This window comes from Leisingera thetidis (assembly GCF_025857195.1).
Classification (GTDB): domain Bacteria; phylum Pseudomonadota; class Alphaproteobacteria; order Rhodobacterales; family Rhodobacteraceae; genus Leisingera; species Leisingera thetidis.
Genome location: NZ_CP109787.1, coordinates 2,691,776 through 2,718,151, shown reverse-complemented (window position 1 = coordinate 2,718,151; position 26,376 = coordinate 2,691,776). Strand labels below are relative to the sequence as shown.

The window sequence follows — 26,376 nt, the reverse complement described above, 5'->3', positions numbered from 1 at the left end:
ATGGCCCTTTCCCGGCGCACAGGGCAGCGGTTCCAGGCCTCGATCTGGCCTGGCTTCGTCGATGCGATGACCGGGCTTCTGCTGGTGCTGATGTTTGTGCTGACCATTTTCATGGTGGTGCAATTCGTGCTGCGCGAGACCATCACCGGCCAGGAAAGCCAGCTGGACGATCTGTCGGCGGAGGTGAGTGCGCTGGCCGCGGCGCTGGGGCTGGAAGAACGCGAAAACCGGCGGCTGCAGGCCCGGATGGGGGCGCTGGCCTCGACCCTGAACACCGCCGAGGAGGATCTGGCGCAGACCCGCAGCCTGGTCTCGTCCCTCACCGCCGAACGCGACCGGCAGGCGGATGCGCTGGCCGAGGCCGCCAGCCGCATCACCAGTTTCGAGGCCCAGGTGGCGGCGCTGGCCGCCAGCCGGGATGCGGCGCGGGAGCAGGCGGCGGAGCTGAGCGCCGAGCGCGACAGCCTGCAGGCCGCCCGCGAAACGCTGCTGAGCGAGCAGGAGGCGCTGAACCTCGCACTGGCCCGGGCACGGGGCGAGATCGATGCCCAGGCCGAGACGGCGCGCCGGGCCGCGGCGGAGCGCGAGGCGATGGAGGCGCTGATTGCCAGCCTGGAGACGGAAGGCGCCCGGCAGGAGGGCCGGATTTCCGAACTGCAGGAACAGCTGAGCGCCGAGGAAACCGCCCGCCTCATTGAAGCTGCCGCCGCCGAGGCGCTGCGCGAAAAACTGCAGAATGCGGATGCGGAACTCACCGCGATGACCCTGGCGCTGGAGGAACGGCGCCGCCAGGCAGAGGATACGCTGACCCTGCTGGCGGCAGCCGAGGCGGCGAAGAAGCAGCTGGACGCGCAATTGTCCGAACTTGAGGCCGCCCGCGCCGGATCCGACGCCGAAGCGGGGCGGCTGGCGGCGGAACTGGCCCAAGCTAAGGCCGCGCTGGCCGCGGCGGACACCCAGGCGGACGAGCTGGAGGTTCTGCGCCGGCGCCTGCTGGCGGCGGTGGCAGCACAGGAAACGGCCGAGGCCGGCGCCTCCGAGCAGCTGAGCCTGGCGGAGGAGCGCGCGGCGCTGCTGGCCCAGGCGCGCGCCGCCCTGTCCAGGGAACAGGCGGTCTCCGAGGAAGCCCGCCGCGAAACCGCGCTGCTCAACCAGCAGGTGGCGGCGCTGCGCGCGCAGCTGGGCGGGCTGCAGGCCATCCTGGACGACTACCAGTCCCGCGATGCGGCGCAGCAGGTGCAGCTGCAGAACCTCGGCCAGGATCTGAACGCGGCACTGGCCCGGGCCGCCTCGGAAGAGCGCAAGCGCCGCCTGCTGGAGGAGCAGGAGCGCAAACGGCTGGAGGCCGAGACGGCAGCCCTGTCCAGCAAGGCGCAGGATCTGGAGCGCTACCGGTCGGAGTTCTTCGGCCGGCTGCGGGATCTTCTGGGCACCCAGGAGGGCGTGCGCATCCAGGGCGACCGCTTTGTCTTTGCCTCCGAGGTGCTGTTTGCGCCGGGCAGCGCCACGCTGTCGCAGGAAGGCCGGGTGGAGATCGCCAAGGTGGCGTCGATCCTGCAGAGCGTGGCGGCGGCGATCCCGCCGGAGATCAACTGGATCATCCGGGTCGATGGCCATACCGACGACACGCCGCTGGGGGTCCACCCGAAGTTCTCCGACAACTGGGAGCTCAGCCAGGGCCGGGCGCTGTCGGTGGTGCGCTACATGGTCGAGGCGCTGGGGGTGCCGCCGTCGCGGCTGGCAGCGAACGGATTTGGCGAGTATCAGCCGGTGAACCCGGCGGATACACCCGAAGCCCGGGCTCAGAACCGGCGGATCGAGCTGAAATTCACCGAAAAGTGAGGAGCGCAAGGGACCGTTTCCCGCCGCTTGCTGCCGCACCCGCGCCGTCAGCCCCGCCGGCGGCGGGGTGCAACCCGCTTCACTAAAGGAGACAAGCTACTAGTTACACACGGGTTGCTGCCCCACCGGGCAGTAGGGCCCCCTTAAATCTATTGCAAATTCGGCAGTTATCAAATCCGGAGCAGAAAACGGCAGGCATTTGGCGGCAGCGTCCCCGCGGCTGCGGGTGCTGTGCCGCTGACAGGCTCAGCCCCGCGGCCGCGGAACCTCCATGCTGCGGATGAAACTGTCGACCTCATCGCCGTTGCGCAGAAGCCTGGCCCTGCCGGTATAGGTGCCGGCAGGCCAGTGCCCGCCCCGCAGGCGGCGCCCGGCGGCACGGAAGAACTGTGCCTGGTTTTTCGTCAGGGTCTCGCGCTGAGAGACCAGTTCGCCCTCCGGCCCGGCAACCGTCAGTTCAAGCGAATCCCCCGCCCGGCCGCCAAAGGCATAGGCCCAGAACACAAAGGCAGGCGCATCCGCAGCCAGCGGCGCCTCATCCGCGGTGCCGTTCTTGATGGCGCCGTAGTCCGGCACCGCAGTGCTGAAGCCGGCGCCCAGGACACCGCCCGGCTGGTAAGGCGGCGGCTCCGCCCAGAGTGTCCTGCCGGTGTCCGGACCGCAGCTGCCGCGCGCATCGGGGGCAAAGGGATCGGCCACTTCCCCATCCTTGCGCACCGACAAATGCAGGTGCGGGAACTGGGTGTTGCCGGACAGGCCGACCTGGCCCAGGGGATCGCCGGCCTTGACCTTCATGCCGCTTTCCACCCGGATCGAGCCCTGTTTCATGTGGCAGTATTGTGTCTCCCAGCCGCCGCCGTGGCGCAGCACCACGCCGTTGCCGCATTCCTTGCCTGCGATACGGGCGGCATTTCCATCGGTGGCATATTCATCCGCCATGCTGTCGCGGGTTCCCAGCACAACACCGTCCGCGGCGGCGCGCACCGTAACGCCAGCCTGCATGCCGGACAGGTAGGGAAGGGCGATATCGGTGCCCTTGTGGCCCTCATAGCTGAGGCTGCCGCAGGTGAAATCGGCAGCACCCGGGCCCGGATCGTGGTCGGTGTACTGCTGGATGTGGCAGTCCTCGCCCAGGGTGCAGTCCAGCGGGAACTGCAAAAGAAAATCGCCCGCCGCGGCGGGCGCGGCGAGCGATATGGCAGTCAGCAGAGCTGCGGCGCGCATCAGTCCGCGGTCAGCAGCGGCGGCTTGTCGCCGGAGATCCGCGGCTTGCCGGGGCCTTCCAGGCGCAGGTCCAGCTTGCCGTCCTTGATGCCGACCTTGACGAGGCCGCCTTTGGTCAGCTTGCCGAACAACAGCTCCTCGGCCAGCGGCTTCTTGATGTGCTCCTGGATCACCCGGCCCAGAGGACGCGCGCCCATGCGGTCGTCATAGCCCTTGTCGGCCAGCCATTCGGCCGCCTTGCGGGTCAGTTCGATCGACACGTTGCGGTCCATCAGCTGCGCCTCCAGCTGCAGGACGAACTTCTCGACCACCTGCAGGATCACCTCCTTGCCGAGCGGCGCAAAGGAGATCACCGCGTCCAGACGGTTGCGGAACTCCGGCGTGAAGGTGCGCTCGATGGCGGCGGTGTCCTCGCCCTCGCGGCGGTCGCGGCCGAAACCGATCGCGGCCTTGGCCATGTCCGACGCACCGGCGTTGGAGGTCATGATCAGGATCACGTTGCGGAAATTGACCGTGCGGCCGTTGTGGTCAGTGAGTTGGCCGTTGTCCATCACCTGCAACAGGATGTTGTAGACATCCGGGTGCGCCTTCTCGATCTCGTCCAGCAGCAGCACGCAGTGCGGGTGCTGGTCGACGCCGTCCGTCAGCAGACCGCCCTGGTCAAAGCCGACATAGCCCGGCGGCGCGCCGATCAGGCGGGAGACCGCGTGTTTCTCCATGTATTCCGACATGTCGAACCGCAAAAGCTCGACGCCCAGCTGGTCGGCCAGCTGTTTGGCCACCTCGGTCTTGCCGACGCCAGTGGGGCCTGCAAACAGGTAGTTGCCGATCGGCTTTTCCGGTTCGCGCAGGCCGGCGCGGGCCAGCTTGATGGCGCTGGACAGGGCGGTGATGGCATCGTCCTGGCCGAAGACCACGCGTTTCAGCGACTTCTCCAGATCCTTCAGCACCTCGGCATCGTCCTTGGAGACGTTTTTCGGCGGGATGCGGGCGATCTTGGCCACCACCGCCTCGATCTCCTTGACGCCGATGGTCTTGCGGCGCTTGCTCTCGATGATCAGATGCTGCGCGGCGCCGGCCTCGTCAATCACGTCGATGGCCTTGTCGGGCAGCTTGCGGTCGTTGATGTAACGCGCCGACAGCTCCACCGCGGTCTTGATCGCATCGCCGGTGAACTTGATGCCGTGATGCTCCTCGAAATAGGGTTTCAGGCCCTTCAGGATCTCGATGGAATCCTCCACCGACGGCTCGTTCACGTCGATCTTCTGGAACCGGCGGGACAGCGCGCGGTCCTTCTCGAAATGCTGGCGGAACTCCTTGTAGGTGGTGGAGCCCATGCAGCGCAGCTTGCCGCCCTGCAGCGCGGGCTTCAGCAGGTTGGAGGCATCCATGGCGCCGCCGGAGGTGGCACCGGCACCGATCACCGTGTGGATCTCGTCGATGAACAGCACCGCGTCGGGGTGGTCCTCGAGTTCATTCACAACCGCCTTCAGCCGCTCCTCGAAGTCGCCGCGGTAGCGGGTGCCGGCCAGCAGCGCGCCCATGTCGAGCGAGTAGATGGTGGTTTCCGACAGGATTTCCGGCGTCTCGCCCGAGACGATGCGGCGCGCCAGGCCTTCGGCGATGGCGGTCTTGCCGACGCCGGGGTCGCCCACCAGCAGCGGGTTGTTCTTGCGGCGGCGGCACAGCACCTGGATGCAGCGCTCGACCTCATGGTCGCGGCCGATCAGCGGATCGATGTCGCCATCGCGGGATTTCGCGTTCAGATCGACGCAGTATTTCGCCAGCGCCGACTCCTTCTTGTCGCCGCTTTCCGGCGCCGCGGTGATGCTGTCCTCTTCCTGCTCGGTGGCGCCGGAGACCGGACGGGATTCCCCGTAGGCCGGGTCCTTGGCGACGCCGTGGGCGATGAAGTTGACCGCGTCATACCGGGTCATTTCCTGGTCCTGCAGGAAGTAGGCGGCGTCGCTTTCCCGTTCGGCGAAGATGGCGACCAGCACATTGGCCCCCGTCACTTCGGTCCGGCCGGAGCTTTGCACATGGATCGCGGCGCGCTGGATGACCCGCTGGAAGGCGGCGGTCGGCACCGCCTCGGAGCCGTCGATGTCGGTGACCAGATTGGACAGGTCCTCATCCACGAATTCCACCAGGGAGGAGCGCAATTCGGTCAGGTCGACACTGCAGGCGCGCATCACGCGGGCCGCGTCGGGCTCGTCGATCAGGGCCAGAAGCAGATGTTCCAGGGTTGCGAATTCATGACGGCGTTCATTCGCCAGCGCCAGCGCTGCGTGAATGGCCTGTTCCAGGGTGCTCGAGAATGAAGGCACGGGCGTGCTCCTCTGATCTTGGGTTGGCCGGCGGGGCGGTATTAACCAACCCCTCAGTTCAACCATGTGCTTATATGGTTAGAGTTTGGTTGATAGCGCGCCGGCTTCAAGGGCTTTTCTTCATTTTGGGGTCACAATTATTTTCTCCCTGTTGCGCCCGGATGCCCTTGATTTGCTCAGAAATTGTCCTTGCGCCTGCGGATTTCGGCAAAAACCTCTGCGTCTTCAGCATCTTCCATGCCCAAATGCGCCTTTACGGCGGAATCGCCGGCGCGCAGGAACGGATTGGTGTCAAGTTCCAGCTGCAAGGGCGACGGCACCGTCGGCAGACCGTTGCCGCGGGCCCTTGCGATATCGCTTATCCGCCTCTGCAACGCCGGGTTGCCGGGGTCCGCGGTGACCGCAAAGGCACCGTTAGCCTGGGTGTATTCATGCCCTGAGTAAACCATAGTTTGCGGCGGCAGCGCGGCAAGACGCGACAGGCTGGCCCACATCTGCTGCGGCGTGCCCTCGAACAGCCGCCCGCACCCCAGCGCCATCAGGCTGTCGGCGGTGAACACCGCCTCTGCGCCGGGAATGTGATAGGCGACATGCCCCACGGTGTGGCCGGAAACATCCATCACATGCACTGTTTCGCCCAGCAACGCAAAGCTGCCGCCATCGCCGACCGCCATGTCCAGCGGCGGCAGCCGGTGCGCGTCGGCCTGCGCCCCGATCACCTTGGCGCCATACTCCGCCTGCAGCTCCGCAACGCCCTCGACATGGTCCCCGTGGTGATGGGTCAGCAGGATCCAGTCCAGCCCCCAGCCGCGTTCCGCCAGCGCCGCCCGGATGGCGCCGGCTTCGGGCGCATCGACCAGCGCGGTCCCGCCCGAGGCGGGATTGTGGATCAAAAAGGCATAGTTGTCCGACCGGCAGGGCAGGGTGATGATTTCAAGAGGCATGGCCATTCGCCTTTACATTGCTAAACTGCGCCCAGATTGGCCGAAGCAGCAGGCGCCCGCAATGCATCTTGATGTCCAGGATCTGAGGAACTTCTACTACCGCAGCACGCTGGGCCGGGCGGCGCAGGCGTCGATCCGCGGGCGGCTCTTGGAGCTGTGGCCGGAGGCGGAGGGGCTGACGGTGGCGGGCTTCGGCTTTGCCGCGCCGCTGCTGCGCCCCTACCTGCCGGAGGCGCGCCGGGTGATGGCGCTGATGCCGGGTCCGCAGGGCGTCATGCAATGGCCGGCAGGCCAGCCCAATGTCTCGGTGCTGTGCGAAGAGACCCTCTGGCCGGTCGACACCGGCCGGATCGACCGCCTGGTGCTGCTGCACGGTCTGGAGACCTCGGAGCGCCCCAGCAAACTGCTGGAGGAATGCTGGCGGGTGCTGGGGCCGGGGGGCAGGGCGATTTTCATTGTGCCGAACCGGGCGGGCTTCTGGGCGCGCTCGGATCTGACCCCGTTCGGCTTTGGCCGCCCCTACACCCTGCGCCAGCTCGAAGGCCAGCTGCGCGAGCATCAGTTCGCCATCGAGCAGCACACCGCCGCGCTTTACCGTCTGCCCAGCCACAAGCGGTTCTGGCTGAAATCCGGCGCCATGCTGGAAAAGATGGGCCGCAAGCTGCCGGCCATGCTGGCGGGCGGCGTGTTCATGGTCGAGGTCAGCAAGCAGACCTACCCGCAGAGCGGCCACATGGTCCGCACCAAGACCCCAAGCCGCATCCGGGTGCTGGAAGGGTTGTCGAATCCGCTGCCGGAACCGGCCTGATCCGGCGGTGTCCGATTTAGAATCCCTGAAACTGCCCGGACCGTGGCCGGAGGGCGCCCGGAGGCCCGGACGCGGCGGCTGCGGGCCGATATGTGACGTTTTCCGGCGCAAATGCCGGTTTCCGGAATCGCCAAATCCTGCAGTTCGGCGGCACTTTTTTATCTTTGGACTGTTGTCAAAGGGACGCACTTGCTGCAAGTCATTGAAAACACGGAAAACATGCTTTCTTCCGTTACCGTTATAGGCAGTTGATAGGTCGCATCCGCTCTGCTAGACCCACGCTGATTTCAACGCCCCGCTGCCATTGGGGGATGACTCACGCCCCCGGACGCCGCCTGTGGCCAGGTGTGCCAACCGGGGCCAATAACATATCGGAAGGGTGGACGTGTCCGAACCAGCTTCGATTTCTGCGGGCATTGCTGCGCGCTATGCCACGGCGGTGTTTGACATCGCTGAAGAAAACAAGGCGCTCGACAGCCTTGAAACCAGCATCAACGACCTGGCAGCCGCGCTGGCTGACAGCGACGACCTCAACAGCCTGATCCGCTCGCCGCTGGTGTCGCGCGACGAGCAGGGCGCCGCGATCACCGCGGTGGCTGACAAGATGGGGCTGGATCCCGTCCTGCGCAATACCCTTGCCCTGATGGCCGACAAACGCCGCCTGTTCGTGGTGCCCGCGCTGATCGACGCGCTGCGCGCCCGCCTGGCTGACGCCCGCGGCGAAGTCACGGCTGACGTGGTGTCGGCCAAGGCGCTGACCAAGACCCAAAGCGAAAAGCTGGCCAAGACCCTGGCCGAGCGCGTGGGCAAGAAAGTTACCATCAATGCTTCCGTCGATGCCTCGATCATCGGCGGACTTGTCGTAAAAGTGGGCTCGAAGATGATCGACAGCTCGATCCGCTCCAAGCTCAACTCCCTACAGAATGCAATGAAAGAGGTCGGATAAATGGGTATCCAAGCAGCAGAGATTTCTGCGATCCTGAAAGACCAGATCAAGAATTTTGGTCAAGAAGCAGAAGTGGCTGAAATCGGCCGCGTGCTGTCCGTCGGTGACGGTATTGCCCGCGTTTACGGCCTCGACAATGTCCAGGCCGGCGAGATGGTCGAATTCCCGGGCGGCATCATGGGCATGGCGCTGAACCTGGAAAGCGACAACGTCGGCATCGTGATCTTCGGCTCCGACCGCGACATCAAGGAAGGCGACACCGTCAAGCGCACCAACTCGATCGTGGACGTTCCGGTCGGCAACGGCCTGCTGGGCCGCGTCGTGGACGGCCTCGGCAACCCGCTGGACGGCAAGGGCCCGATCGAAGACGTCACCCGCGGCGTTGCGGATGTGAAGGCACCGGGCATCATCCCGCGCAAATCGGTGCACGAGCCGATGGCGACCGGCCTCAAGTCGGTTGACGCGATGATCCCGATCGGCCGCGGCCAGCGCGAGCTGATCATCGGCGACCGCCAGACCGGCAAGACCGCCGTGGCTCTGGACGCGATCCTGAACCAGAAGTCCTACAACGACGCCGCCGGCGACGATGAGAGCAAGAAACTGTACTGCGTCTATGTCGCGGTCGGCCAGAAGCGCTCCACCGTGGCCCAGCTGGTGAAGAAGCTGGAAGAAACCGGCGCGATGGCCTACTCCATCGTGGTGGCGGCAACCGCCTCCGACCCGGCGCCGCTGCAGTTCCTGGCGCCCTATGCCGCAACCGCAATGGCGGAATTCTTCCGCGACAACGGCCGCCACGCGCTGATCATCTATGATGACCTGTCCAAGCAGGCCGTCGCCTACCGCCAGATGTCGCTGCTGCTGCGCCGCCCGCCGGGACGCGAAGCCTATCCGGGCGACGTGTTCTACCTGCACTCCCGCCTGCTGGAGCGTTCGGCCAAGCTGAACGAAGACTTCGGTGCCGGCTCGCTGACCGCGCTGCCGATCATCGAAACCCAGGGCGGCGACGTGTCGGCGTTCATTCCGACCAACGTGATCTCGATCACCGACGGCCAGATCTTCCTGGAAACCGAACTGTTCTACCAGGGCATCCGCCCCGCCGTGAACACTGGTCTGTCGGTGTCGCGCGTCGGCTCCTCGGCCCAGACCAAGGCGATGTCCTCGGTGGCCGGCCCGGTGAAACTGTCGCTGGCCCAGTACCGCGAAATGGCGGCCTTTGCCCAGTTCGGCTCCGACCTCGACGCCGCCACCCAGCAGCTGCTGGCCCGCGGCGCCCGTCTGACCGAGCTGATGAAGCAGCCGCAGTACTCGCCGCTGACCAACGCCGAAATCGTCTGCGTCATCTTCGCCGGCACCAACGGCTATCTCGACAAGGTCGATGTCAAGGACGTCGGCCGCTACGAGGAAGGCCTGCTGAACCACCTGCGCGGTAAACATGCCGACCTGCTGGCGGACATCACCAACAACGACCGTAAGGTGAAGGACGAACTGGCAGATAAGGTCAGGGCCGCGCTCGACGAGTTCGCCGCTAGCTTCGCTTAAGGGGGGACGAGGCAATGCCGAGTCTTAAGGACCTTAAAACCAGGATCGAGTCGGTCAAATCGACCCGCAAGATCACCAAAGCCATGCAGATGGTGGCCGCGGCGAAACTTCGCCGCGCCCAGGAAGCTGCCGAGGACTCCCGTCCCTACACCAAGCGGTTCAACGCCGTGATGGCGGGGCTGGCGGCTTCGGTCGGCGGCAGCGAGTCGGCGCCCAAGCTGCTTCGCGGCACCGGCAGCGACCAGACCCATCTGCTCGTCGTGATGACCGCCGAGCGCGGTCTGTGCGGCGGCTTCAACTCGAACATTGCCAAGCTCGCCCGCCAGAAGGCGGCCGAGCTGAAGGCCGCGGGCAAGACGGTCAGGATCCTGACCGTCGGCAAAAAGGGCCGCGACGCCCTGAAACGCGACCTCGGCAGTGATTTCGTCGGCCATGTGGACCTCAGCGACGTCAAGCGCGTCGGCTATGCCGATGCGCAGGGCGTCGCCAAGGACATCCTGACGCGGTTCGATGCGGGCGAGTTCGATGTTGCCACGATCTTCTTTGCGGAGTTCGTCAACGTCGTGACCCAGATTCCGACCGCCCAGCAGATCATCCCGGCCTCCTACGAGGGCGGCGAAGACGGCGCCGATGGCGCCTCTGCGGTCTATGACTACGAGCCCGGCGAAGAGCGGATCCTGGCGGACCTGCTGCCGCGCGGCGTGGCGACCCAGATCTTCTCGGCGCTGCTGGAAAACGGTGCCTCCGAACAGGGGGCCCGGATGAGCGCGATGGACAACGCGACCCGCAACGCGGGCGATATGATCGACAAGCTGACCATCCAGTTCAACCGGTCGCGCCAGGCCGTGATCACCAACGAGCTGATTGAAATCATTTCGGGCGCTGAGGCGCTCTAAGAGACAACCGGAGACCAACAAATGGCACAAGCAAAAGGCAAGGTGACCCAGATCATCGGCGCCGTTGTGGACGTCCAGTTTGACGACCACCTGCCCGCAATTCTGAACGCGCTGAACACTGAAAACGCCGGCAAGACGCTGGTTCTGGAAGTGTCCCAGCACCTCGGCGAAAACACCGTCCGCTGCATCGCGATGGACGCGACCGAGGGCCTGGTCCGCGGCCAGGCGGTGGAAGACACCGGCGCGCCGATCTCGATCCCGGTCGGCAACGCCACCCTGGGCCGCATCCTGAACGTCGTCGGCGAGCCGGTCGACGAAAAGGGCCCGGTCAACGCCACCGAGACCCGCTCCATCCACCAGCCCGCGCCCGAGTTCAGCGAACAGTCGACCGAGTCGGAAGTTCTGGTGACCGGCATCAAGGTGATCGACCTGCTGGCGCCTTACTCCAAGGGCGGCAAGATCGGCCTGTTCGGCGGCGCCGGCGTCGGCAAGACCGTTCTGATCATGGAACTGATCAACAACATCGCCAAGGTGCACTCCGGCTACTCGGTGTTCGCCGGTGTCGGCGAGCGGACCCGGGAAGGCAACGACCTGTACTGGGAAATGATCGAATCCAACGTGATCAAGCCGGACAACCTGGAAGAATCCCAGGTGGCGCTGGTCTACGGCCAGATGAACGAGCCTCCGGGAGCCCGTGCCCGCGTTGCGCTGACCGGCCTGACCCTGGCCGAGCAGTTCCGCGACCAGTCCGGCACCGACGTTCTGTTCTTCGTCGACAACATCTTCCGCTTCACCCAGGCGGGTTCGGAAGTGTCGGCGCTGCTCGGCCGTATTCCTTCGGCGGTGGGCTACCAGCCGACCCTGGCCACCGACATGGGCGCGATGCAGGAACGCATCACCTCCACCAAGAACGGCTCGATCACCTCGATCCAGGCCGTCTACGTGCCCGCGGACGACCTCACCGACCCGGCCCCGGCAACCACCTTTGCCCACCTCGACGCGACCACCGTTCTCAACCGCGCGATCTCCGAGCTGGGCATCTACCCGGCGGTTGACCCGCTCGACTCCTCGTCGCGCCTGATGGACCCGCAGATCGTTGGCGAAGAGCACTACAAGGTGGCGTCCGACGTTCAGCAGATCCTCCAGCGCTACAAGTCGCTGCAGGACATCATCGCCATCCTCGGCATGGACGAACTGTCGGAAGAGGACAAGCTGACCGTGGCCCGTGCCCGTAAGATCCAGCGTTTCCTGTCGCAGCCGTTCGACGTGGCGAAGGTCTTCACCGGCTCCGACGGTGTGCAGGTTCCGCTGGAAGACACCATCTCGTCGTTCAAGGCGGTTGTGGCCGGCGAATACGACCACCTGCCCGAAGGCGCCTTCTACATGGTTGGCGGCATCGACGAAGTGATCGCCAAAGCCGAGAAGATGGCTGCGGAAGCCGCCTAAGACTGGAACTCCCCTGCGCGCAGCCCGCGCGGGGGAACCCTGAAAGGAGGCCCCAATGGCACAAACGATGCAATTCGACCTCGTCAGCCCCGAGCGGAGCCTTGCTTCGCTGCAGGCCAGCGCGGTCCAGATCCCCGGTGCGGAAGGCGACATGACGGCAATGCCCGCCCATGCGCCCACCATCACCACCCTGCGCCCCGGCGTGCTGAAGGTCGAAAGCCCGGAAGGCAACTCGGAGTATGTGGTCACCGGCGGCTTTGCGGAAATCAGCGGCAGCAGCCTGTCGGTTCTGGCCGAGCGTGCGATCCCGATGGCGGAAATGGACCGCGGTCAGATGGACGCGCTGATCGAGGAAGCCCGCGTGATGTATAAGACCGCAAAAGAGGAAGACCGGCCGCACGGCCTGGTCGAGGACGCAGCCAAGCTGCTCGCCGACATGGAAGCCCTGGGCACCCATATGTCCCTCTGATCCGGATGCGGATTGAACAACCGGAAAACCGGCTCCCGTCTGGGGGCCGGTTTTTTTGTGCCTGCCGGTGGCGGCGGAGTCTCCTGCCGCGGGCTCCGGAGTTAACGCAATTCTCATAAAATTGCGGAAAAAAGTCCTGCATGACAAATACCCAAACCGCAGGATTATCAATGACCGACTGGACCTCCGGCTACGTCGCCGGCATCGACTACACCCATGACTTCCACAGCCAGCTGACGCCGGCCCTGCTGGGCTTCGGCGCGATGAGCCAGGGCCACCGGCACCGGCTTGACGGCGGGAATGTCACCTATTGCGAGCTGGGGTGCGGTCAGGGGTTCTCGGCCAATCTTCTGGCGGCGGCCAACCCGCATGCCGAATTCCACGCGATGGATTTCAGCCCCTCGCATATCGCCGGCGCCGCCGAGCTGGCGCAGGAGGCCGGGCTGGAGAACATGCATTTCCACGAGCGCTCCTTTGCGGATTTCGAAGACACGCCGCAGCTGCCCGGAGCCTTCGACATCATCGCGCTGCATGGCGTTTTCAGCTGGGTGTCCGCGGCGAACCGGGACTGCATCACCCGTTTCATTGCCCGGCGGCTGAAGCCGGGCGGGCTGGTCTATGTCAGCTACAACGCGCTGCCGGGCTGGGCCGCGGCCATGCCGCTGCGCCGCATTCTGGCCGGCCGGGCGGCGCAGGGCAGCGGGCCGCTGACCGGGCGGATCGACGATGCGGTGGCCTTTGCGCGGCAGCTGGAGCAGGCGGGGGCGGGCTATTTCGGCAGCAACCCGGCCGCCGGGCGGCGGCTGAAGCACATGGGGGCGATGCCGGAAAACTATCTGGCGCATGAGTATTTCAACCACGACTGGAAACCGTTCTACTTCGAGGAGCTGTCGGACAGCCTGGCGCAGGCCAAGCTGGGCTTCCTTGGCTCGGTGCATCCGCTGGACAATCTCGACTGTGCCCGTTTCACGCCGGAGCAGCAGGCGCTGCTGGACAGTGAAAGCGACCCCGACCGCCGCGAAGGGCTGCGGGATGTGCTGCTGAACGAGCACTTCCGCACCGATATCTTTGTGAAGGGCAAGCTGGCGCATACCCCGCGCGGCGGCATCGGCGCCTGGTTCGCGACACCGTTCGCGCTGGCCCGCCCCTACAGCGGCGGCCCGCTGAAGTTCCACCACCGCGGCCGCGGCGTGCCGATGGAGCAGCAGCAGTATGCGCCGGTGCTGCAGGCCCTGGCCAAGGGGCCGGCCACGGTGCGCAGCCTGCTGGACCAGGGGGTGTTCGGCGCCATGGAATGGGGCAGCATCACCCGGCTGCTGCGGGTATTGGCCGGGACCGGCTGCATCACGCCCTGCCTGCCGCAGGAGGGGCTGGACCAGCGCGCAGCCGCCTGCCGCGCCTTCAACCTCGCAGTCTGCAAACGCGCCGAGGAGAGCGGCACGTTGCGCTTTCTCGCCTCGCCGGTCACCGGCGGCGGGGTGGAGCTGGACCGGTTCGAGCAGTTGTTCCTGCTGGCCCGCAACGAAGGGCATGAGACGCCGGCGGACTGGGCGGACTTGGCCTGGCGCATCCTGGCGCCGCAGGGCCAGCGCCTGCAGCATGAGGGCCGGGTGCTGGAAACCGAGGCGGAGAACCTCGCCCTTTTGCGCGCCCGGGCCGGCAATTTCGCCGCCCGGCGGCTGCCGCTCTGCGACAGTCTGGGGGTGACGCTGGAGGCAGGCTGCGGGGCCGGGGAGAAGCAGGCCGCCGCCTGAGCCGGCGGCGTCCGGCTGTGCCCGGCTGCGGGCGGAAAAGCGGCGTGTGCGGCAGTGCATTAGCAATTTGAAAAGCACTGCCGGCTAAACCGGAAACTGGATGAGGCAACCACTGACAGGATCTGAAACGTGTCCTTTGAAGACCGCACGCTGACCGCCGCTTCCAGGAGCAGGGAAGCCCATTTTGCCCTGGATGAGGTGTTCTTTTCCCGCACCGATTCCCGCGGCGTGATCCAGGCCGGCAACGCGGTGTTCAGCCGGGTTGCCAAATACCCGCTGGCGGACCTGCTGGGCGCGCCGCACAAGGTGATCCGCCACCCGGACATGCCGCGCGGCGTGTTCCAGCTGTTCTGGGACACCATCACGGAGGGCGGCACCGTCGGCGCCTATGTCAAGAACCGCGCCAGCGACGGCAGCTACTACTGGGTCTATGCCGTCGTCACCCCCTGCGAGGGCGGCTACCTGTCGGCGCGGATCAAGCCGACCAGCCCCTTGTTCAAGACGGCGGCGCAGGAATACGCGGTTCTGCACAAGGCCGAGCAGACCGAGGGGCTCAGCCCCGAGGACAGCGCCGCGCGGCTGCTGGCCCGCCTGCGGGAGCTTGGCTTTGCCACCTATCAGGACTTTGCGGGCCACGCCCTGGCGGAAGAGCTGCTGGCCCGTGACGCCGGCCTGAAACGCGCCCCGGACACCCGTCTGGCGGAACGCCGGGCGATGCATTCCACGGCCGGCGATCTGGTGCAGGAGACCGAAGCGCTGGTGCAGGAATTCGAATCGATGCGCACCATCCCGCACAATCTGCGGGTCATCGCCTCGCGGATCGAACCGGCCGGCGGGCCGGTCACCGTCCTGTCGCAGAACTACAGCGCCATGTCGCGCGAGATGTCGAGCTGGTTCGAGGCCCATGTCTGGGGCCGGAACAGCAACTTCCGCGCCATCCGGGGCACCGTCACGGCCGCCATCTTTGTCGAGGGGCTGGCCCGCATCCTCACCGAATGCGGCCATCAGCTCGACCAGGAGGGCGCCAATGCGGCGATTGATATCGGCACCGAACAGGCCATTCTGGCGCAGCTCGCCGAAGACCAGTCCGGCAAGGCCAGGGCCAGCCTGCAGGATGTCCGCTTCGAGGCAGACCGCATTCAGAAGGCCTGCCTGACCCTGCACCGCCATTTCATGGCGCTCACCACCACCCGGGTGCTGTGCAAGATCGAATGCGCCCGGCTCGGCAATGTCGGGGAATCGCTGAATTCGATCATCGACGAGCTGGGCCAGTTCCAGGACCGGATTTCCACGCGGCTGGAAAAGATCACCGATCTCAGCACGGCGCTTGCCTCCGAAGAGAAATAGACCGCGCTCCAACACCACGCCGGGTCCCGCCGGCCTGAACTGCAGGCCGGCGTCTGCAGCGCCTCGCGGTTGCGGGAGCGGAAATGGAGGCCGCGGCACGGCCGCCGCCAGGTCCCTGCCGCGGCCGCAGGTCATCAGCCCGGACACCCGCCGCGCTTTTCTGAACAAAGCCGCCGCGATGCCTGCCGCCAACCTGGCCGACAGGGCGCCTGCATCAGAACGCGCGCCGGAGAGGCCCCCCGGCGCGCGACCGGTTCAGGCGGTCAGCTCGGCCACCGGCTCGCCGCGGTCTTCCCAGGCTGCGATCTCTTCGCCGCTTGCCTTGGGCGAGAACAGGCCGGTCATCGCATAGAAGATGCCGATCAGCGGCGACAGCCAGCAGGCAAAGGCCAGCGGGATATACAGCAGGTTCTCGAAGTTGCCGTCGGAAATCCCCAGCGCCAGCGCCGAGATCACAAAGGCGCCGCCGGCGTTCCAGGGGATCAGCGGCGACACCAGCGTGCCGCCTTCCTCGATGGCGCGCGACAGGTTCAGCGGCGAATATTTCATGCCGCGGTAAACCGGCGCATACATCCGCCCCGGCAGCGCAATGGAGAGATACGGATCGCCCGCCACGGTGTTGGTCGCCACCGAGGTCAGGATCGCCGAGGTCTGGATGCCGGCAAAGCTTTTGACGCGGGAAATGATCACCCCGATGATCGCCTGCAGACACCCGGTCCGCTCCAGCGCGCCGCCGAACCCCAGCGCCAGCAGCACCAGCGAGATGGTCCACATCATCGACTGGATGCCGCCGCGGTTCAGCAGCGGGTCGATCTCCGCCACGCCGGTGTCGATGGCATAGCCGCTGTTGGCAAATGTGAAGGTCTCATGCAGGCCGGCTCCCTGGCAGACCATCGCCATGATGCCGCCGACCACGGCACCCGCGAACAGCGACGGGATCGGCGGCTGCTTCTTCACCGCCAGGATGATCACCAGCACCGCAGGCAGCAGCATCAGCGGCGAGATCCAGAAGGCAGCGTCCAGCGCCGCGGTGATGGCGTCGATCCGCTCAAACGACACCTGCGAGGTGTCGATCAGGGTGAAGCCGACCACGAGGTAGACCGCCAGCGCAATCAGCATCGACGGAACCGTGGTCGGCAGCATGTTGCGGATGTGGTCGAACAGGTTGGTGCCGGTCACCGCAGGCGCCAGGTTGGTGGTGTCCGACAGGGGCGAGATCTTGTCGCCGAAGAAGGCGCCCGAAACCACCGCGCCGGCGGTCCAGTACATCGGAATGCCAAAGCCTGCGCCAATGCCCATCAGCGCCAGCCCGACGGTGCCGACGGTGCCCCAGGAGGTGCCCAGCGACACCGACACGATCGAGCACAGCACCATGCCCGCGGCCAGGAACAGCTCCGGCGACAGGATCTTCAGCCCGTAATAGATCAGCGTCGGCACGGTGCCGCTGGCAATCCAGATGCCGACGATCATGCCGACGGTGATCAGGATCGACACCGACGGCAGCGAGATGGTGATGACGTGGAACACGCCCTCTTCGATGTTGTCCCACTTGTGGCCCAGCTTCAGACCCACCAGCGCGGTGATGGCAATGCCGATGGCCAGCGGGATATGCGGGGTGAAATCGCCGAAGTAGAACAGCTGCACGCCCAGCACACCCAGCGTCAGCACGATGGGCAGGATGGCCATTCCGAGGCCGGGTTTCACAATATTCGGATCATTTTGCGACACGGGTATCTCCTCCCTTGGGTCAGATCGCCTGTGCAAGGCGGATGCGGAACCACAGCAGAAATCGGCCTCAGGGACCCGTTGCAGCCGCGCCGGAATGGGCGGCTTTTGCGACAATCGGAGAATTTCTCCCCGATTCGGGAAATGTCCGGGCTTGGGGGATTTCTCCCCGCTTGTGCTGCTCTGATGCGCGGCCGGGACATCCGGAAACCGCGGCGCGCCAGACGGCTGCCGCCTTGCCGAAAGGCAACAATAATACAGTCTTCGCTTCAGCTTTCTGGATAATCCTGACGGATGGCTTAATCTCACTGCAGACCAACCGCTTGGGAACCGGAATGAAACGACTGCGCAACCCCCGCACAGGGGTCGATCAGGGGGATATCGAAGTCTTCTCGGATTTCCAGGATGGCGGCGAGATGTGGACAGGCTCCGGCCCGCGCGTGCGGCGCCGTGCGGTGATGTTTGCCGATACGTTTGCCCGGCCGCCCGCCGTCCATGTGTCGGTGTCGCTGTGGGACATGGACACCTCCGCCGCGATCCGGGCGGAACTGGTGGCGGAAAACATCACCTGCGAAGGGTTCGACATCGTCTTCCGCACCTGGGCCGACAGCCGCGCCGCCCGCCTGCGCGCGGGCTGGCTGGCCATCGGCGAGCTGCCCCATGCCGATGACTGGGACGTGGACTGAGACGGGGCCTTAAAGCTTGGCCGTGAGGGTTCCGGCCCGCAGCAGCTTTTGAAACTTGGGACACTCCAGATGGCTGGGCGCCGGGCAGTCCGCCACGTGGCGCAGCGCATCGCGCAGGGCAGACAGCTCACGGATCTGCACCTCCAGCGCATCGGCGCGGGCCTGCAGCTGATCGCGCGGCAGATCGGGCCGGCCGTCCTTGCCGAACATGCCGGCAATCTCCCGCAGCGAAAACCCGGCGGCCTTTCCCAGCGCGATCAGCGACAGCTGCAGCAGGGTTTCCGGCCCGTACTGCCGCCGCAAGCCCTTGCGCCCGATCGAGGCGATCAGCCCGATCTCCTCATAATACCGCAAGGCCGACGGCGCGGCGCCAGAGCGTTCCGCCACTTCTCCAATGTCCAGTGTTTTCATCCTTGACCTCAAGTTCGCTTCAATTGGCAGGCTGCCAGTCCCGATCAGTCTGAACAAGGGAATTTACGGATGAACACGGAAAATACACGCCTCTGGCAAGAGCCCGTGGCGATGGCGCTGCTGATGGCCGCCAGCCTCACGGTGATGGCCAATGCCACCATCAGCCCGGCGCTGGCCGGGCTGGAGCAGGAGTTCAGCCGCACGCCCGATGCCGGCTTTCTGGTGCGGCTGCTGGTCACCGCGCCTTCGCTGGGGGTGATGCTGACGGCGCCGCTGGCGGGCTGGCTCGCCGACCGGGCCGGGCGGCGCGGCGTGCTGCTGGGGGGGATCTGGCTGTTCATGCTGTGCGGCACGGCGGGGTATTACCTGCCGGATCTGCAGCTGATGCTGGCCAGCCGTTTCGGCCTGGGCGTGGCGGTGGCGCTGATCATGACCGCGCAGACCGCGCTGATCGGCGACTGTTTCACCGGCGCGCGGCGGCAGGCGCTCACCGGCCTGCAGATCTCGGCGCGCAACTTCGGCGGCCTGGTCTTCATCACCCTGGCCGGCCTCGCCGCCACCCTGTCGCCGCGGCTGCCGTTCCTGATCTACGGGCTGGCGGTGGTCTGCCTCTGGGCGGTCTGGCGGCACGCGCCGGAACCGGAACCCAGCCGCGGCCCCGGCACCCCGGGCGCGGGGGCAGGGCACCCGGCCTGGCTGCCGCTGGCGGTTGCGGTGTCGCTCCTGCAGATGCTGACCAACGGCCTGTTCTTCATGATGCCGACCCAGCTGCCGTTCTTCTTTGCCGCCCAGGGTCTCAACAGTGCGCTGATGACCGGGGCGGGGCTGGGGCTGCTGATGCTCTGCGGCGGCCTTGCCGCGCTGTTCTACGGCCGCCTCAAGCGCGCGCTGCCGCACGCCGTGATCTTTGCCGCGGGCTATGGCGCGCTGGCGCTCGGCTTTGCGGTGCTGGCGCAGCAGGGCAGCCCGGCCACGGCGCTGGCCGGCACCATGGCCATCGGCATCGGTTACGCCACGGTTTCCCCCGGCTTTGTCGCCATCGTGCTGGCGCTGGCCCCGGCCGCGCGCCGCGGCACGGCAGGCGCACTCCTGACCGCCTCGGTGTTCTGCGGCCAGTTCCTGTCGCCGTTTGCCAGCACGCCTGCGATTGCCCGATGGGGCTATGGCGGGACGTTCTGGGCCGCCGCGGCAGCCCTCGCGCTGATGGCGGGCATCGCGCTGACGGCCGCCCTGCACGCAACCCGCCGCCGCGCCGCCCTTTGAAAAAGCAAAAGCCCCGCACACGGGCGGGGCTTTCCTCCTGTCCGGACTACGGCGGCCTCAGCCGCCGTTGGAATAAAGGCTCTCGTAGATCGGCACCAGGGTCTTGTCCTCGAACAGCGACGACACCGAAGTGCCGTGCCAGATGTTCAGAATGGCCTGGGTGAACAGCGGCGCCGTCGGCAGGATGCGGATGTTCGGCGCGCCCTTCACCGCTTCGGTCGGCTGGATCGAGTCGGTCAGCACCAGCGATTTCATCACCGAATTGCTGACGCGTTCCACCGCCGGGCCGCTCATCACGCCGTGGGTGATATAGGCGTGCACCTCCTTGGCGCCGTTGTCCATCAGCACCTGGGCGGCCTTGCACAGGGTGCCGGCGGTGTCGCACATGTCGTCGATGATCAGGCAGATCTTGTCTTTCACATCGCCGATCACGGTCATCTCGGCCACTTCGCCGGCCTTCTCGCGGCGCTTGTCGACGATCGACAGCGGCGCGTTGATCCGCTTGGCCAGCTCGCGCGCGCGGGCCACGCCGCCCACGTCCGGAGACACCACCATCAGCTCGTCCATGCTGTCCTTGAACTGGTTCTTCACATCCAGCGCAAAGATCGGCGACGCGTAAAGGTTGTCCACCGGGATATCGAAAAAGCCCTGGATCTGGGCTGCGTGCAGATCCATCGTCAGCACCCGCTCGATGCCGGCACCGGTCAGCATGTTGGCCACCAGTTTCGAGGAGATCGGCGTGCGCGCCTTGGTGCGGCGGTCCTGGCGGGCATAGCCGAAATAGGGGATCACCGCGGTGATGCGCTGGGCCGAGGAGCGGCGCAGCGCATCGGCGATGATCAGCAGCTCCATCAGGTTGTCATTGGCCGGGTTCGAGGTCGGCTGGATGATGAACATGTCCTCGCCGCGGACGTTCTCATAGACTTCGACGAAGATCTCGCCGTCGTTGAACCGCTCGACGCGGGCATCCACCAGGCCCTGGTCGACCCCGCGGTGCATGCTCATCCGGCGGCTGATGGCTTGGGCAAGAGGAAGGTTGGCGTTCCCAGCGATCAGCTTGGGTTCGTTCAAGGTCGGCATTGGCTGTGATCCCCAGGCAGCAATGGCAATGTGTCAGATTCGTGATATTGAACCCCGCTTAGCATGCACTTACCCTCGCGCAAAGTTCTAAGCGGGAGATACAACCGATGGCTGCCCTGGATTTCTACTTCTCAACCCTGTCGCCATTTACCTATCTGGCCGGCACCCGCCCGTGGCAGATCGCCGCCCGCCACGGCGCATCGCTGACCTGCAAGCCGCTGGACATCCTGGCGCTGTTTGCCCGCACCGGCGGCACCCCCCCGGGCGAGCGCCACCCGGCACGGCAGCAATACCGGCTGATCGAGCTGGAACGGCAGGCGGCCAAGCTGGGCCTGCCCATCAATCTCAAGCCCGCGCACTGGCCGGCCAATGCCGCACCGTCCGCTTATGCCATCATCGCGGCGCAACAGGCGGGCGGCGGTGACATCGGCAGGCTGGTGCATTCGATCCTGCGCGCCTGCTGGGCCGAGGACAGGGACATCGCGGACGGCGCGGTGATCCGCGCCTGCCTCGATGGCGCCGGCTTCGACCCCGCGCTGGCCGACAGCGGCCTCCTGGCCGGCGCGGAAAGCTATGCGCAAAACCTCGAGGATGCCGTCAAGGCCGGCGTCTTCGGCGCGCCGTTCTGGGTGATGGCGGACGGTGCACGGTTCTGGGGCCAGGACCGGCTGGAGGATCTGGAGACGCATCTGGCGGGGCAGGCGGCGTGAGCCAGCGGCCGCGGGTCTTCGCCCGCAGCTTCGGGGCGGGCCCGCGGCAGCTGCTGGCGGTGCATTGCTCGCTGGCCCATTCCGGCGCCTGGCGCGGACTGGCCGGGGTGCTGGCAGAGGAGGCAACCCTCACCGCCTTCGACATGCTCAGCCACGGCCGCAGCCCGGACTGGGACGGGCAGGGCAACTACCAGCTGCTGAACGTGCAGGCCGGGCTGGCGCTGCTCCAGGAACCGGTGGATCTGCTGGGCCATTCCTTCGGCGCCACCGTGGCGCTGCGGATGGCGATGGCCCGGCCGGATCTGGTGCGCAGCCTCGCATTGATCGAGCCGGTGCTGTTTGCCGTCGCCAAGGCGGATGATCCGGCGGCGCTGGCCGCAGTGGAGGCCCGGAGCCGGCCCATCGATGCGGCCTGGGCCGCCGGCGATGTGGAACTGGCCACCCGCCTGTTCAACCGGATGTGGGGGCCAGGCTACCCCAGGTGGCCGGACCTGCCGGAGCCGTCCCGCGCCGCCATGATGCGGGCGCTGCCGGTGATCCCGGCGAGCTACAGCACGCTCTACCTGGATGAGAACGGCACCCTGGCGCCCGGCGCGCTGGAGCGGGCCGCGATGCCGGCGCTGCTGCTCACCGGCACCGGCAGCCCGCCGGTGATGGCAAGCATTGCCGCGGGCCTGGCCCGCCGCCTGCCCGATGCCCGCACCGCCGCGGTGCCCGGTGCAGGCCACATGCTGCCGGTGAGCCATCCGGAGGAGACGGCGCAGCTGCTGCGCAAGCTCTGGGCGGGCGGCTGAAGCACGCGCCGGCTGCCGCTTCTTTCTGGCCGCAAATACTCCGGGGGAGGCCCGTCCGGGCCGGGGGCAGAGCCCCCTGCCGGCCTCACAGCAGGGCGAGAAAGGCGCTGATCTCCTGCTCCGGGAGGGACCAGTCGCAGACGAACCGGGCGGTGACCGGTTCGTCTTCAGGCCCCGCCATCCCGCCCTCCCACAAGTGGTAGACGGCGCCGGCCGCAAACAGTTTCCGGTGGGTTGCGCGGGGCAGGGCGGCAAAAATCATGTTGGCCTGCGGCTGGTGCGCGAAGTCAGCGCCCGCGGCCCGCAGCCCATCCGCCAGCAGGGCGCATTTCGCGTTGGCCGCGCGCGCATTCTCCAGCCACAGATCGTCGGTCAGATAGGCCAGCATCTGCGCCGACAGATAGCGGTGCTTGGAAAACAGATGCGCGCCGCGCTTGCGCCGGTACTCGAACGCCTGCGCGTGCGCGGGATCAAAGAAGATCACCGCCTCAACCCCCAGGCAGCCGTTCTTGGTGCCGCCAAAGGAGACCGCATCCACCCCCGCTTTCCAGGTCATCTCGGCGGGCGTGCATCCCAGAGAGACCAGCGCATTGGCGAAACGGGCGCCGTCCATATGCACCGGCAGGCGGTGGTCCCGGGCCACGCCGCACAGCGCCCCGAGCTCGCCGGCGGAATAGACCGTGCCTAGCTCGGTCACCTGCGACAGCGACACCGGCCCCCGCTGCGGCCCGTGCACGCCGCGGGTCTCCTCGCCGTCGATGGCGGCGCGCAGGGCCTCCGGCGTCATTTTGCCGGCCTCGGTGACCGGCGTCAGCTTGGCGCCGCCGGTAAAGAACTCCGGCCCGTTGCATTCATCCTGCAGGATATGCGCGGGCCGGGTGCAGAAGATTGTCTGCCAGGGCTGCGCCAGCGCCGACAGGGCCAGCACATTGGCGGCGGTGCCGGTGGCCACCAGGTACACCGCGGCGTCCGGCGCCTCGAAGAGGGTGCGGATGCGCGCCGTCACCTCTGCCATCTCCGCCTCCGCGCCATAGCCCATGGCATAGCCGGTGTTGGCCCTGGCCAGCGCGTCCAGGATCTGCTGCGGCACCGGGCCGGAATTGTCAGAGGCAAAATGCATCGGTCTGGGTCCTTTGCGGGGTTGCGGCGTTCCGCAGACAGACCTAATCCAGCCCCGGGCTGCTGCCAAGCCGTGAATGGCCGGCCGCGGGGTCAGAACAGCTGCGCGAGGACAAACCCCAGGGCGATGCCCGCCGCTGCCGCCAGTGATGACCACAGCGACAGTTGCGCGCTCAGCCGGGACCGGTGCCAGGCGCGGATGTCGGCGGCTTGCTGCGGCGTCAGCCCCTGGCCGGCAAGAAAAGCCCTGGCGCTGCGCTCGTCGGTTTCGGTGAAATATGTTCCATGCTCAAACGGCATAAGCGTCCGCCCCCTTGCTCTGCGCCCGGCCGGCAGCGGCGCCACGGCAGGCAGCGCTGCAGCCGGCGCGTTCATTCTGGGCAGGGGCGGGGGTGGATTGCAACCTTGAGTTGCGTTGAATTCAGGTCAAATCCGCTGCGCCCGGTCCAGCCGCCGGACCAGCCTCCAAACCGGCCGCCGCAGCGGCCTCAGCCCAGGGGTTCGTCGATGATGTGGTCTTCCCAGTCGTCCTCGGAAATCTCGAACTCCGAGACCGTCCAGCCGCGCACCGAGACCCCGGCCTCATGCACGCTCTCGGGGGTGCCGGTCAGCAGCGGATGCCAGTCCGGCAGCGGCTTGCCCTCCCACAGCAGCCGGTAGGCGCAGGTTTGCGGCATCCAGTAGGCGTGGGTGTCCAGGTTGCCGGGCTTCAGCACGATGCACTCCGGCACGAACTGGTGGCGGATCGGATACTGCGCGCAGCGGCAGGTGGCGTCGTCCAGCAGGCGGCAGGCAACCCGGGTCAGCGCCACCTCGCCGGTGTCCTCGTCCTCCAGCTTGTTCAGGCAGCACTTGCCGCAGCCGTCGCACAGCGCTTCCCATTCCTTCTGGTTCAGCTTCGCAAGCGGCTTCTTCTCCCAGAAACGCTTGCCCAGGCCCGAGCGGTCGATCACGTCCTTGCCCTGTTTCATAGTGCCGCCAGGATCTTGCGCGCCTCGGCGCAATCCGCCTCCATCTGGGCAATCAGCGCCTCCAGCCCGTCGAACTTCAGCTCCGGCCGAAGGAATTCCACCAGCCCCACCGACAGCGTCGCGCCGTACAGGTCGCCGGAGAAATCGAACAGGAAGGTCTCGATATTGGGCACCACGCCGCCGAACATCGGCCTGACCCCGATCGAGGCGGCGCCGTGATAGCTGCCGGCAAGCGGCCCGTCCAGCACATCGACCAGCACCGCATAGACGCCGAAGCGCGGCTGGTGCAGCCCGTCGATCGACATGTTGGCAGTGGGAAAGCCCAGCTCGCGGCCGCGCTGCTCGCCGCCGATCACCACGCCCTCGATCCGGTGCCAGTGGCCCAGCATCTCCTTGGCATCCCCCGGGCGCCCCTCGCTCAGCGCATTGCGGATCGCGGTGGAGGAGACCGCATGCGCGGAATATTCCATCAGCGGCGCGATGGTGACGCCGAAACCGTACTGTTCGCCGAACCGCTTCAGGTCTTCGGCATCGCCCGCGCGGCCCTTGCCGAAACAGAAATCAGCGCCCACCACCACATGGCGCAGCCCCAGCCCCTTGGCGATCACGTCGCGGGCGAACTCCTCCGGCGTCAGGCTCGACAGCGCGGTGTTGAAATTCAGCTCATAGAGCCGCTCCACCCCCAGCTTCTCCAGCCGGTGCGCTCTGGTGTCCGGCCGCATCAGCCGGAACGGCGGCGCATCGGGGGCAAAGAACTCGCGCGGGTGCGGCTCGAATGTCATCACCCCCAGCGGCGCCCCGGGCGCGGCCTTGCGGGCCAGCTCGATCACCGACTGATGGCCCAGGTGCACGCCGTCGAAGTTGCCGATGGCGACGGTGGCGCCCCGGTCCTGGTGTTCGACGAATTCATAATCTCTGACGATACGCATGGCGCATCCGTACCCGCACCCGCGCGGCGGTTCAAGCGGCCAGTGGCGGGGGAGGGCGGCAACCAACGCAGACCCGTCCGGAATCAAGCCGCAGGCGCCGGGCGCGCGCCATCCCAGTGGGACGGGCAGGCGTTTGCCCGGCGGCGCTGCGCGCTTTGCTCCCGGCGAGATGGTATCTCCTCGCGCAAGGCGTTGCGCCCCCGGCGCACGCCCCCTTCACGCAATCCTCACGGCCTTATGGCATTCTCCCAAATGATCGCGATCCCCCGCCATGGCCCCGCGCAAGGGCCATGAGACGAGGCGCAGGCATCTGTGCGGCTGCCTGCGCACCACCCGGAGACCGGCCCCGATAAAAAGGGGGTCGTCCAAGCCAGCTTGTCCGAGCAGGCCCCCGGCGGGGTCTGTCCACCTCCACCCGGCGGCGCCGCCCCCTGAAACGGGACCCAGCGCAGAACCGAACGGAAAGAGCGGAACAACACAGACCGGCAAAGACAAACCGCCAAGGGCAAGGGCCCCCGGCGGCTGAAACCGCTGCGAACCGGAAAATTCAGTCGAACTTGCGCGAGGGCGCCATCACCATGGCCTCGCCGACCAGCACCTTCTTGCCGTCCACCATGCAGCGGCACTCCAGCTTGACCCGGCGCTTGTCGATCACGATGTCGGTCACCTCGACCTCCGCCAGCACCATGTCGCCGGGGCGCACCGGCGCCAGGAACTTCAGCGACTGGCTCATGTAGATGGTGCCGTGGCCGGGCAGCTGCTCGCCGATCACCGCCGAGATCAGACCTGCCGTGAGCATCCCATGCGCAATCCGGCCCTGAAAGATGGTGTCCTGCGCATAGTCGTCGTCCAGATGCACCGGGTTGCGGTCGGTGGAGACCTCGGCGAACATCTGGATGTCCTCGTCGGTGATGGTTTTGCGCAGGTAGCGCACCATGCCCATCTCGATGTCTTCGATGCAGATGGTTCCGCGCGGCATGTTGTCCAACATCTCATCCTCCGTTCGCCTGGCCGTGTTCGTGCTGCTTGACCGTCTGGCATTGTAACTTTTGCGCGCCAAGATGGCCGCTTGCGCAACTTTATTACTTTGCAGCTGCAGAAAATCAAGAGGTTTCTGGCAAAGAAAAACCCCGCCGGTTGCGGCGG

At 66.6% G+C, this 26,376-nt stretch carries 24 protein-coding genes; 13 read left to right on the top strand and 11 right to left on the bottom strand.

The window, feature by feature from the left end; all coding sequences use genetic code 11:
• Window positions 1-1,842, top strand: a complete 1,842-nt coding sequence (locus tag OKQ63_RS13040) for a peptidoglycan -binding protein (protein ID WP_264210508.1) — start codon at window positions 1-3, stop codon at window positions 1,840-1,842.
• A 246-nt stretch (window positions 1,843-2,088) separates the two neighbouring features.
• On the opposite strand, the gene OKQ63_RS13035 is transcribed toward OKQ63_RS13040, so the two are convergent.
• From OKQ63_RS13035 to gloB, 3 genes are all read right to left on the bottom strand, one after another.
• Entirely contained in the window at window positions 2,089-3,066 is a 978-nt protein-coding gene (locus OKQ63_RS13035; RefSeq protein WP_264210507.1) for a M23 family metallopeptidase, read from the bottom strand.
• Window positions 3,066-5,393: an ATP-dependent Clp protease ATP-binding subunit ClpA gene (gene clpA / locus OKQ63_RS13030; protein WP_264210506.1), complete on the bottom strand. Its 2,328-nt coding sequence runs from the start codon at window positions 5,391-5,393 to the stop codon at window positions 3,066-3,068. Before clpA ends, OKQ63_RS13035 begins: the two co-directional genes overlap by 1 nt.
• 176 nt (window positions 5,394-5,569) lie before the next feature.
• On the bottom strand, window positions 5,570-6,343 hold the full coding sequence (gloB, locus tag OKQ63_RS13025; RefSeq protein WP_264210505.1) for a hydroxyacylglutathione hydrolase: 774 nt from the start codon (window positions 6,341-6,343) through the stop codon (window positions 5,570-5,572).
• Between the two features lie 55 nt (window positions 6,344-6,398).
• On the opposite strand from gloB, the gene OKQ63_RS13020 reads away from it, so the two are divergent.
• The 8 genes from OKQ63_RS13020 (at window position 6,399) to OKQ63_RS12985 (ending at window position 15,542) form a co-directional block, all read left to right on the top strand.
• Window positions 6,399-7,145 carry a class I SAM-dependent methyltransferase gene (locus tag OKQ63_RS13020; RefSeq protein WP_264210504.1) on the top strand — a complete coding sequence of 249 codons (747 nt, stop codon included), beginning with the start codon at window positions 6,399-6,401 and terminating at the stop codon, window positions 7,143-7,145.
• A 385-nt stretch (window positions 7,146-7,530) separates the two neighbouring features.
• Entirely contained in the window at window positions 7,531-8,091 is a 561-nt protein-coding gene (locus OKQ63_RS13015) for a F0F1 ATP synthase subunit delta (RefSeq protein WP_264210503.1), read from the top strand.
• Window positions 8,092-9,630, top strand: a complete 1,539-nt coding sequence (atpA, locus tag OKQ63_RS13010; protein ID WP_264210502.1) for a F0F1 ATP synthase subunit alpha — start codon at window positions 8,092-8,094, stop codon at window positions 9,628-9,630. It begins immediately after the preceding gene.
• Between the two features lie 14 nt (window positions 9,631-9,644).
• The gene (locus tag OKQ63_RS13005; protein ID WP_264210501.1) at window positions 9,645-10,526 is read left to right on the top strand and encodes a F0F1 ATP synthase subunit gamma; all 882 of its coding nucleotides are present in this window, start codon (window positions 9,645-9,647) and stop codon (window positions 10,524-10,526) included.
• Window positions 10,527-10,547: 21 nt separating this feature from the next.
• A complete protein-coding gene (atpD, locus tag OKQ63_RS13000) occupies window positions 10,548-11,972 on the top strand; it encodes a F0F1 ATP synthase subunit beta (RefSeq protein WP_264210500.1) in 1,425 nt (474 codons plus the stop codon).
• Window positions 11,973-12,027: 55 nt separating this feature from the next.
• Window positions 12,028-12,441 (top strand): F0F1 ATP synthase subunit epsilon, encoded by a 414-nt coding sequence (locus OKQ63_RS12995; RefSeq protein WP_264210499.1) that lies wholly within the window; start codon window positions 12,028-12,030, stop codon window positions 12,439-12,441.
• A gap of 170 nt (window positions 12,442-12,611) precedes the next feature.
• Window positions 12,612-14,195, top strand: coding sequence for a class I SAM-dependent methyltransferase (locus tag OKQ63_RS12990; protein WP_264210498.1), 1,584 nt, complete (start codon window positions 12,612-12,614; stop codon window positions 14,193-14,195).
• Between the two features lie 129 nt (window positions 14,196-14,324).
• Complete coding sequence (locus tag OKQ63_RS12985; protein ID WP_264210497.1) at window positions 14,325-15,542, top strand: PAS domain-containing protein; 1,218 nt, start codon at window positions 14,325-14,327, stop codon at window positions 15,540-15,542.
• A 255-nt stretch (window positions 15,543-15,797) separates the two neighbouring features.
• Here the strand turns inward: OKQ63_RS12985 and nhaC are convergent, their stop codons facing one another.
• On the bottom strand, window positions 15,798-17,228 hold the full coding sequence (gene nhaC, locus OKQ63_RS12980; protein WP_264213920.1) for a Na+/H+ antiporter NhaC: 1,431 nt from the start codon (window positions 17,226-17,228) through the stop codon (window positions 15,798-15,800).
• Window positions 17,229-17,602: 374 nt separating this feature from the next.
• Between nhaC and OKQ63_RS12975 the strand changes: the two genes are divergently transcribed.
• On the top strand, window positions 17,603-17,953 hold the full coding sequence (locus tag OKQ63_RS12975) for an H-type lectin domain-containing protein (protein ID WP_264210496.1): 351 nt from the start codon (window positions 17,603-17,605) through the stop codon (window positions 17,951-17,953).
• Window positions 17,954-17,962: 9 nt separating this feature from the next.
• On the opposite strand, the gene OKQ63_RS12970 is transcribed toward OKQ63_RS12975, so the two are convergent.
• Window positions 17,963-18,364 carry a helix-turn-helix domain-containing protein gene (locus OKQ63_RS12970; RefSeq protein ID WP_264210495.1) on the bottom strand — a complete coding sequence of 134 codons (402 nt, stop codon included), beginning with the start codon at window positions 18,362-18,364 and terminating at the stop codon, window positions 17,963-17,965.
• 69 nt (window positions 18,365-18,433) lie between these two features.
• Between OKQ63_RS12970 and OKQ63_RS12965 the strand changes: the two genes are divergently transcribed.
• Window positions 18,434-19,627, top strand: a complete 1,194-nt coding sequence (locus tag OKQ63_RS12965; protein WP_264210494.1) for an MFS transporter — start codon at window positions 18,434-18,436, stop codon at window positions 19,625-19,627.
• A 57-nt stretch (window positions 19,628-19,684) separates the two neighbouring features.
• On the opposite strand, the gene OKQ63_RS12960 is transcribed toward OKQ63_RS12965, so the two are convergent.
• Complete coding sequence (locus tag OKQ63_RS12960) at window positions 19,685-20,707, bottom strand: ribose-phosphate pyrophosphokinase (RefSeq protein WP_264210493.1); 1,023 nt, start codon at window positions 20,705-20,707, stop codon at window positions 19,685-19,687.
• 107 nt (window positions 20,708-20,814) lie between these two features.
• On the opposite strand from OKQ63_RS12960, the gene OKQ63_RS12955 reads away from it, so the two are divergent.
• Together OKQ63_RS12955 and OKQ63_RS12950 are read left to right on the top strand one after the other, a co-directional pair.
• Entirely contained in the window at window positions 20,815-21,417 is a 603-nt protein-coding gene (locus OKQ63_RS12955) for a 2-hydroxychromene-2-carboxylate isomerase (protein WP_264210492.1), read from the top strand.
• A complete protein-coding gene (locus tag OKQ63_RS12950) occupies window positions 21,414-22,211 on the top strand; it encodes an alpha/beta fold hydrolase (RefSeq protein ID WP_264210491.1) in 798 nt (265 codons plus the stop codon). The genes OKQ63_RS12955 and OKQ63_RS12950 overlap by 4 nt, the downstream gene beginning before the upstream one ends.
• 85 nt (window positions 22,212-22,296) lie before the next feature.
• On the opposite strand, the gene OKQ63_RS12945 is transcribed toward OKQ63_RS12950, so the two are convergent.
• From OKQ63_RS12945 to OKQ63_RS12925, 5 genes are all read right to left on the bottom strand, one after another.
• On the bottom strand, window positions 22,297-23,331 hold the full coding sequence (locus OKQ63_RS12945; protein WP_264210490.1) for a threonine aldolase family protein: 1,035 nt from the start codon (window positions 23,329-23,331) through the stop codon (window positions 22,297-22,299).
• A gap of 92 nt (window positions 23,332-23,423) precedes the next feature.
• On the bottom strand, window positions 23,424-23,630 hold the full coding sequence (locus tag OKQ63_RS12940; RefSeq protein WP_264210489.1) for a hypothetical protein: 207 nt from the start codon (window positions 23,628-23,630) through the stop codon (window positions 23,424-23,426).
• A 188-nt stretch (window positions 23,631-23,818) separates the two neighbouring features.
• Window positions 23,819-24,301 carry a YcgN family cysteine cluster protein gene (locus OKQ63_RS12935; RefSeq protein ID WP_264210488.1) on the bottom strand — a complete coding sequence of 161 codons (483 nt, stop codon included), beginning with the start codon at window positions 24,299-24,301 and terminating at the stop codon, window positions 23,819-23,821.
• Window positions 24,298-25,230, bottom strand: coding sequence for a bifunctional riboflavin kinase/FAD synthetase (locus OKQ63_RS12930; protein ID WP_264210487.1), 933 nt, complete (start codon window positions 25,228-25,230; stop codon window positions 24,298-24,300). The genes OKQ63_RS12935 and OKQ63_RS12930 overlap by 4 nt, the downstream gene beginning before the upstream one ends.
• A gap of 547 nt (window positions 25,231-25,777) precedes the next feature.
• Window positions 25,778-26,221 (bottom strand): MaoC family dehydratase, encoded by a 444-nt coding sequence (locus tag OKQ63_RS12925; RefSeq protein WP_264210486.1) that lies wholly within the window; start codon window positions 26,219-26,221, stop codon window positions 25,778-25,780.
• Between the last annotated feature and the right edge of the window lie 155 nt (window positions 26,222-26,376).

What these genes read in the sequence shown, in the direction of transcription:
- OKQ63_RS12960 (WP_264210493.1), bottom strand. Translation starts at nt 20,707, where the DNA reads ATGCCGACCTTGAACGAACCCAAGCTGATCGCTGGGAACGCCAACCTT.
- OKQ63_RS12935 (WP_264210488.1), bottom strand. Translation starts at nt 24,301, where the DNA reads ATGAAACAGGGCAAGGACGTGATCGACCGCTCGGGCCTGGGCAAGCGT.
- nhaC (WP_264213920.1), bottom strand. Translation starts at nt 17,228, where the DNA reads ATGGCCATCCTGCCCATCGTGCTGACGCTGGGTGTGCTGGGCGTGCAG.
- OKQ63_RS13035 (WP_264210507.1), bottom strand. Translation starts at nt 3,066, where the DNA reads ATGCGCGCCGCAGCTCTGCTGACTGCCATATCGCTCGCCGCGCCCGCC.
- OKQ63_RS12975 (WP_264210496.1), top strand. Translation starts at nt 17,603, where the DNA reads ATGAAACGACTGCGCAACCCCCGCACAGGGGTCGATCAGGGGGATATC.
- gloB (WP_264210505.1), bottom strand. Translation starts at nt 6,343, where the DNA reads ATGGCCATGCCTCTTGAAATCATCACCCTGCCCTGCCGGTCGGACAAC.
- OKQ63_RS12965 (WP_264210494.1), top strand. Translation starts at nt 18,434, where the DNA reads ATGAACACGGAAAATACACGCCTCTGGCAAGAGCCCGTGGCGATGGCG.
- OKQ63_RS13040 (WP_264210508.1), top strand. Translation starts at nt 1, where the DNA reads ATGGCCCTTTCCCGGCGCACAGGGCAGCGGTTCCAGGCCTCGATCTGG.
- OKQ63_RS12990 (WP_264210498.1), top strand. Translation starts at nt 12,612, where the DNA reads ATGACCGACTGGACCTCCGGCTACGTCGCCGGCATCGACTACACCCAT.
- OKQ63_RS12955 (WP_264210492.1), top strand. Translation starts at nt 20,815, where the DNA reads ATGGCTGCCCTGGATTTCTACTTCTCAACCCTGTCGCCATTTACCTAT.
- OKQ63_RS12930 (WP_264210487.1), bottom strand. Translation starts at nt 25,230, where the DNA reads ATGCGTATCGTCAGAGATTATGAATTCGTCGAACACCAGGACCGGGGC.
- OKQ63_RS12925 (WP_264210486.1), bottom strand. Translation starts at nt 26,221, where the DNA reads ATGTTGGACAACATGCCGCGCGGAACCATCTGCATCGAAGACATCGAG.
- OKQ63_RS12945 (WP_264210490.1), bottom strand. Translation starts at nt 23,331, where the DNA reads ATGCATTTTGCCTCTGACAATTCCGGCCCGGTGCCGCAGCAGATCCTG.
- OKQ63_RS12995 (WP_264210499.1), top strand. Translation starts at nt 12,028, where the DNA reads ATGGCACAAACGATGCAATTCGACCTCGTCAGCCCCGAGCGGAGCCTT.
- OKQ63_RS12970 (WP_264210495.1), bottom strand. Translation starts at nt 18,364, where the DNA reads ATGAAAACACTGGACATTGGAGAAGTGGCGGAACGCTCTGGCGCCGCG.
- atpD (WP_264210500.1), top strand. Translation starts at nt 10,548, where the DNA reads ATGGCACAAGCAAAAGGCAAGGTGACCCAGATCATCGGCGCCGTTGTG.
- OKQ63_RS13020 (WP_264210504.1), top strand. Translation starts at nt 6,399, where the DNA reads ATGCATCTTGATGTCCAGGATCTGAGGAACTTCTACTACCGCAGCACG.
- atpA (WP_264210502.1), top strand. Translation starts at nt 8,092, where the DNA reads ATGGGTATCCAAGCAGCAGAGATTTCTGCGATCCTGAAAGACCAGATC.
- OKQ63_RS13005 (WP_264210501.1), top strand. Translation starts at nt 9,645, where the DNA reads ATGCCGAGTCTTAAGGACCTTAAAACCAGGATCGAGTCGGTCAAATCG.
- OKQ63_RS12940 (WP_264210489.1), bottom strand. Translation starts at nt 23,630, where the DNA reads ATGCCGTTTGAGCATGGAACATATTTCACCGAAACCGACGAGCGCAGC.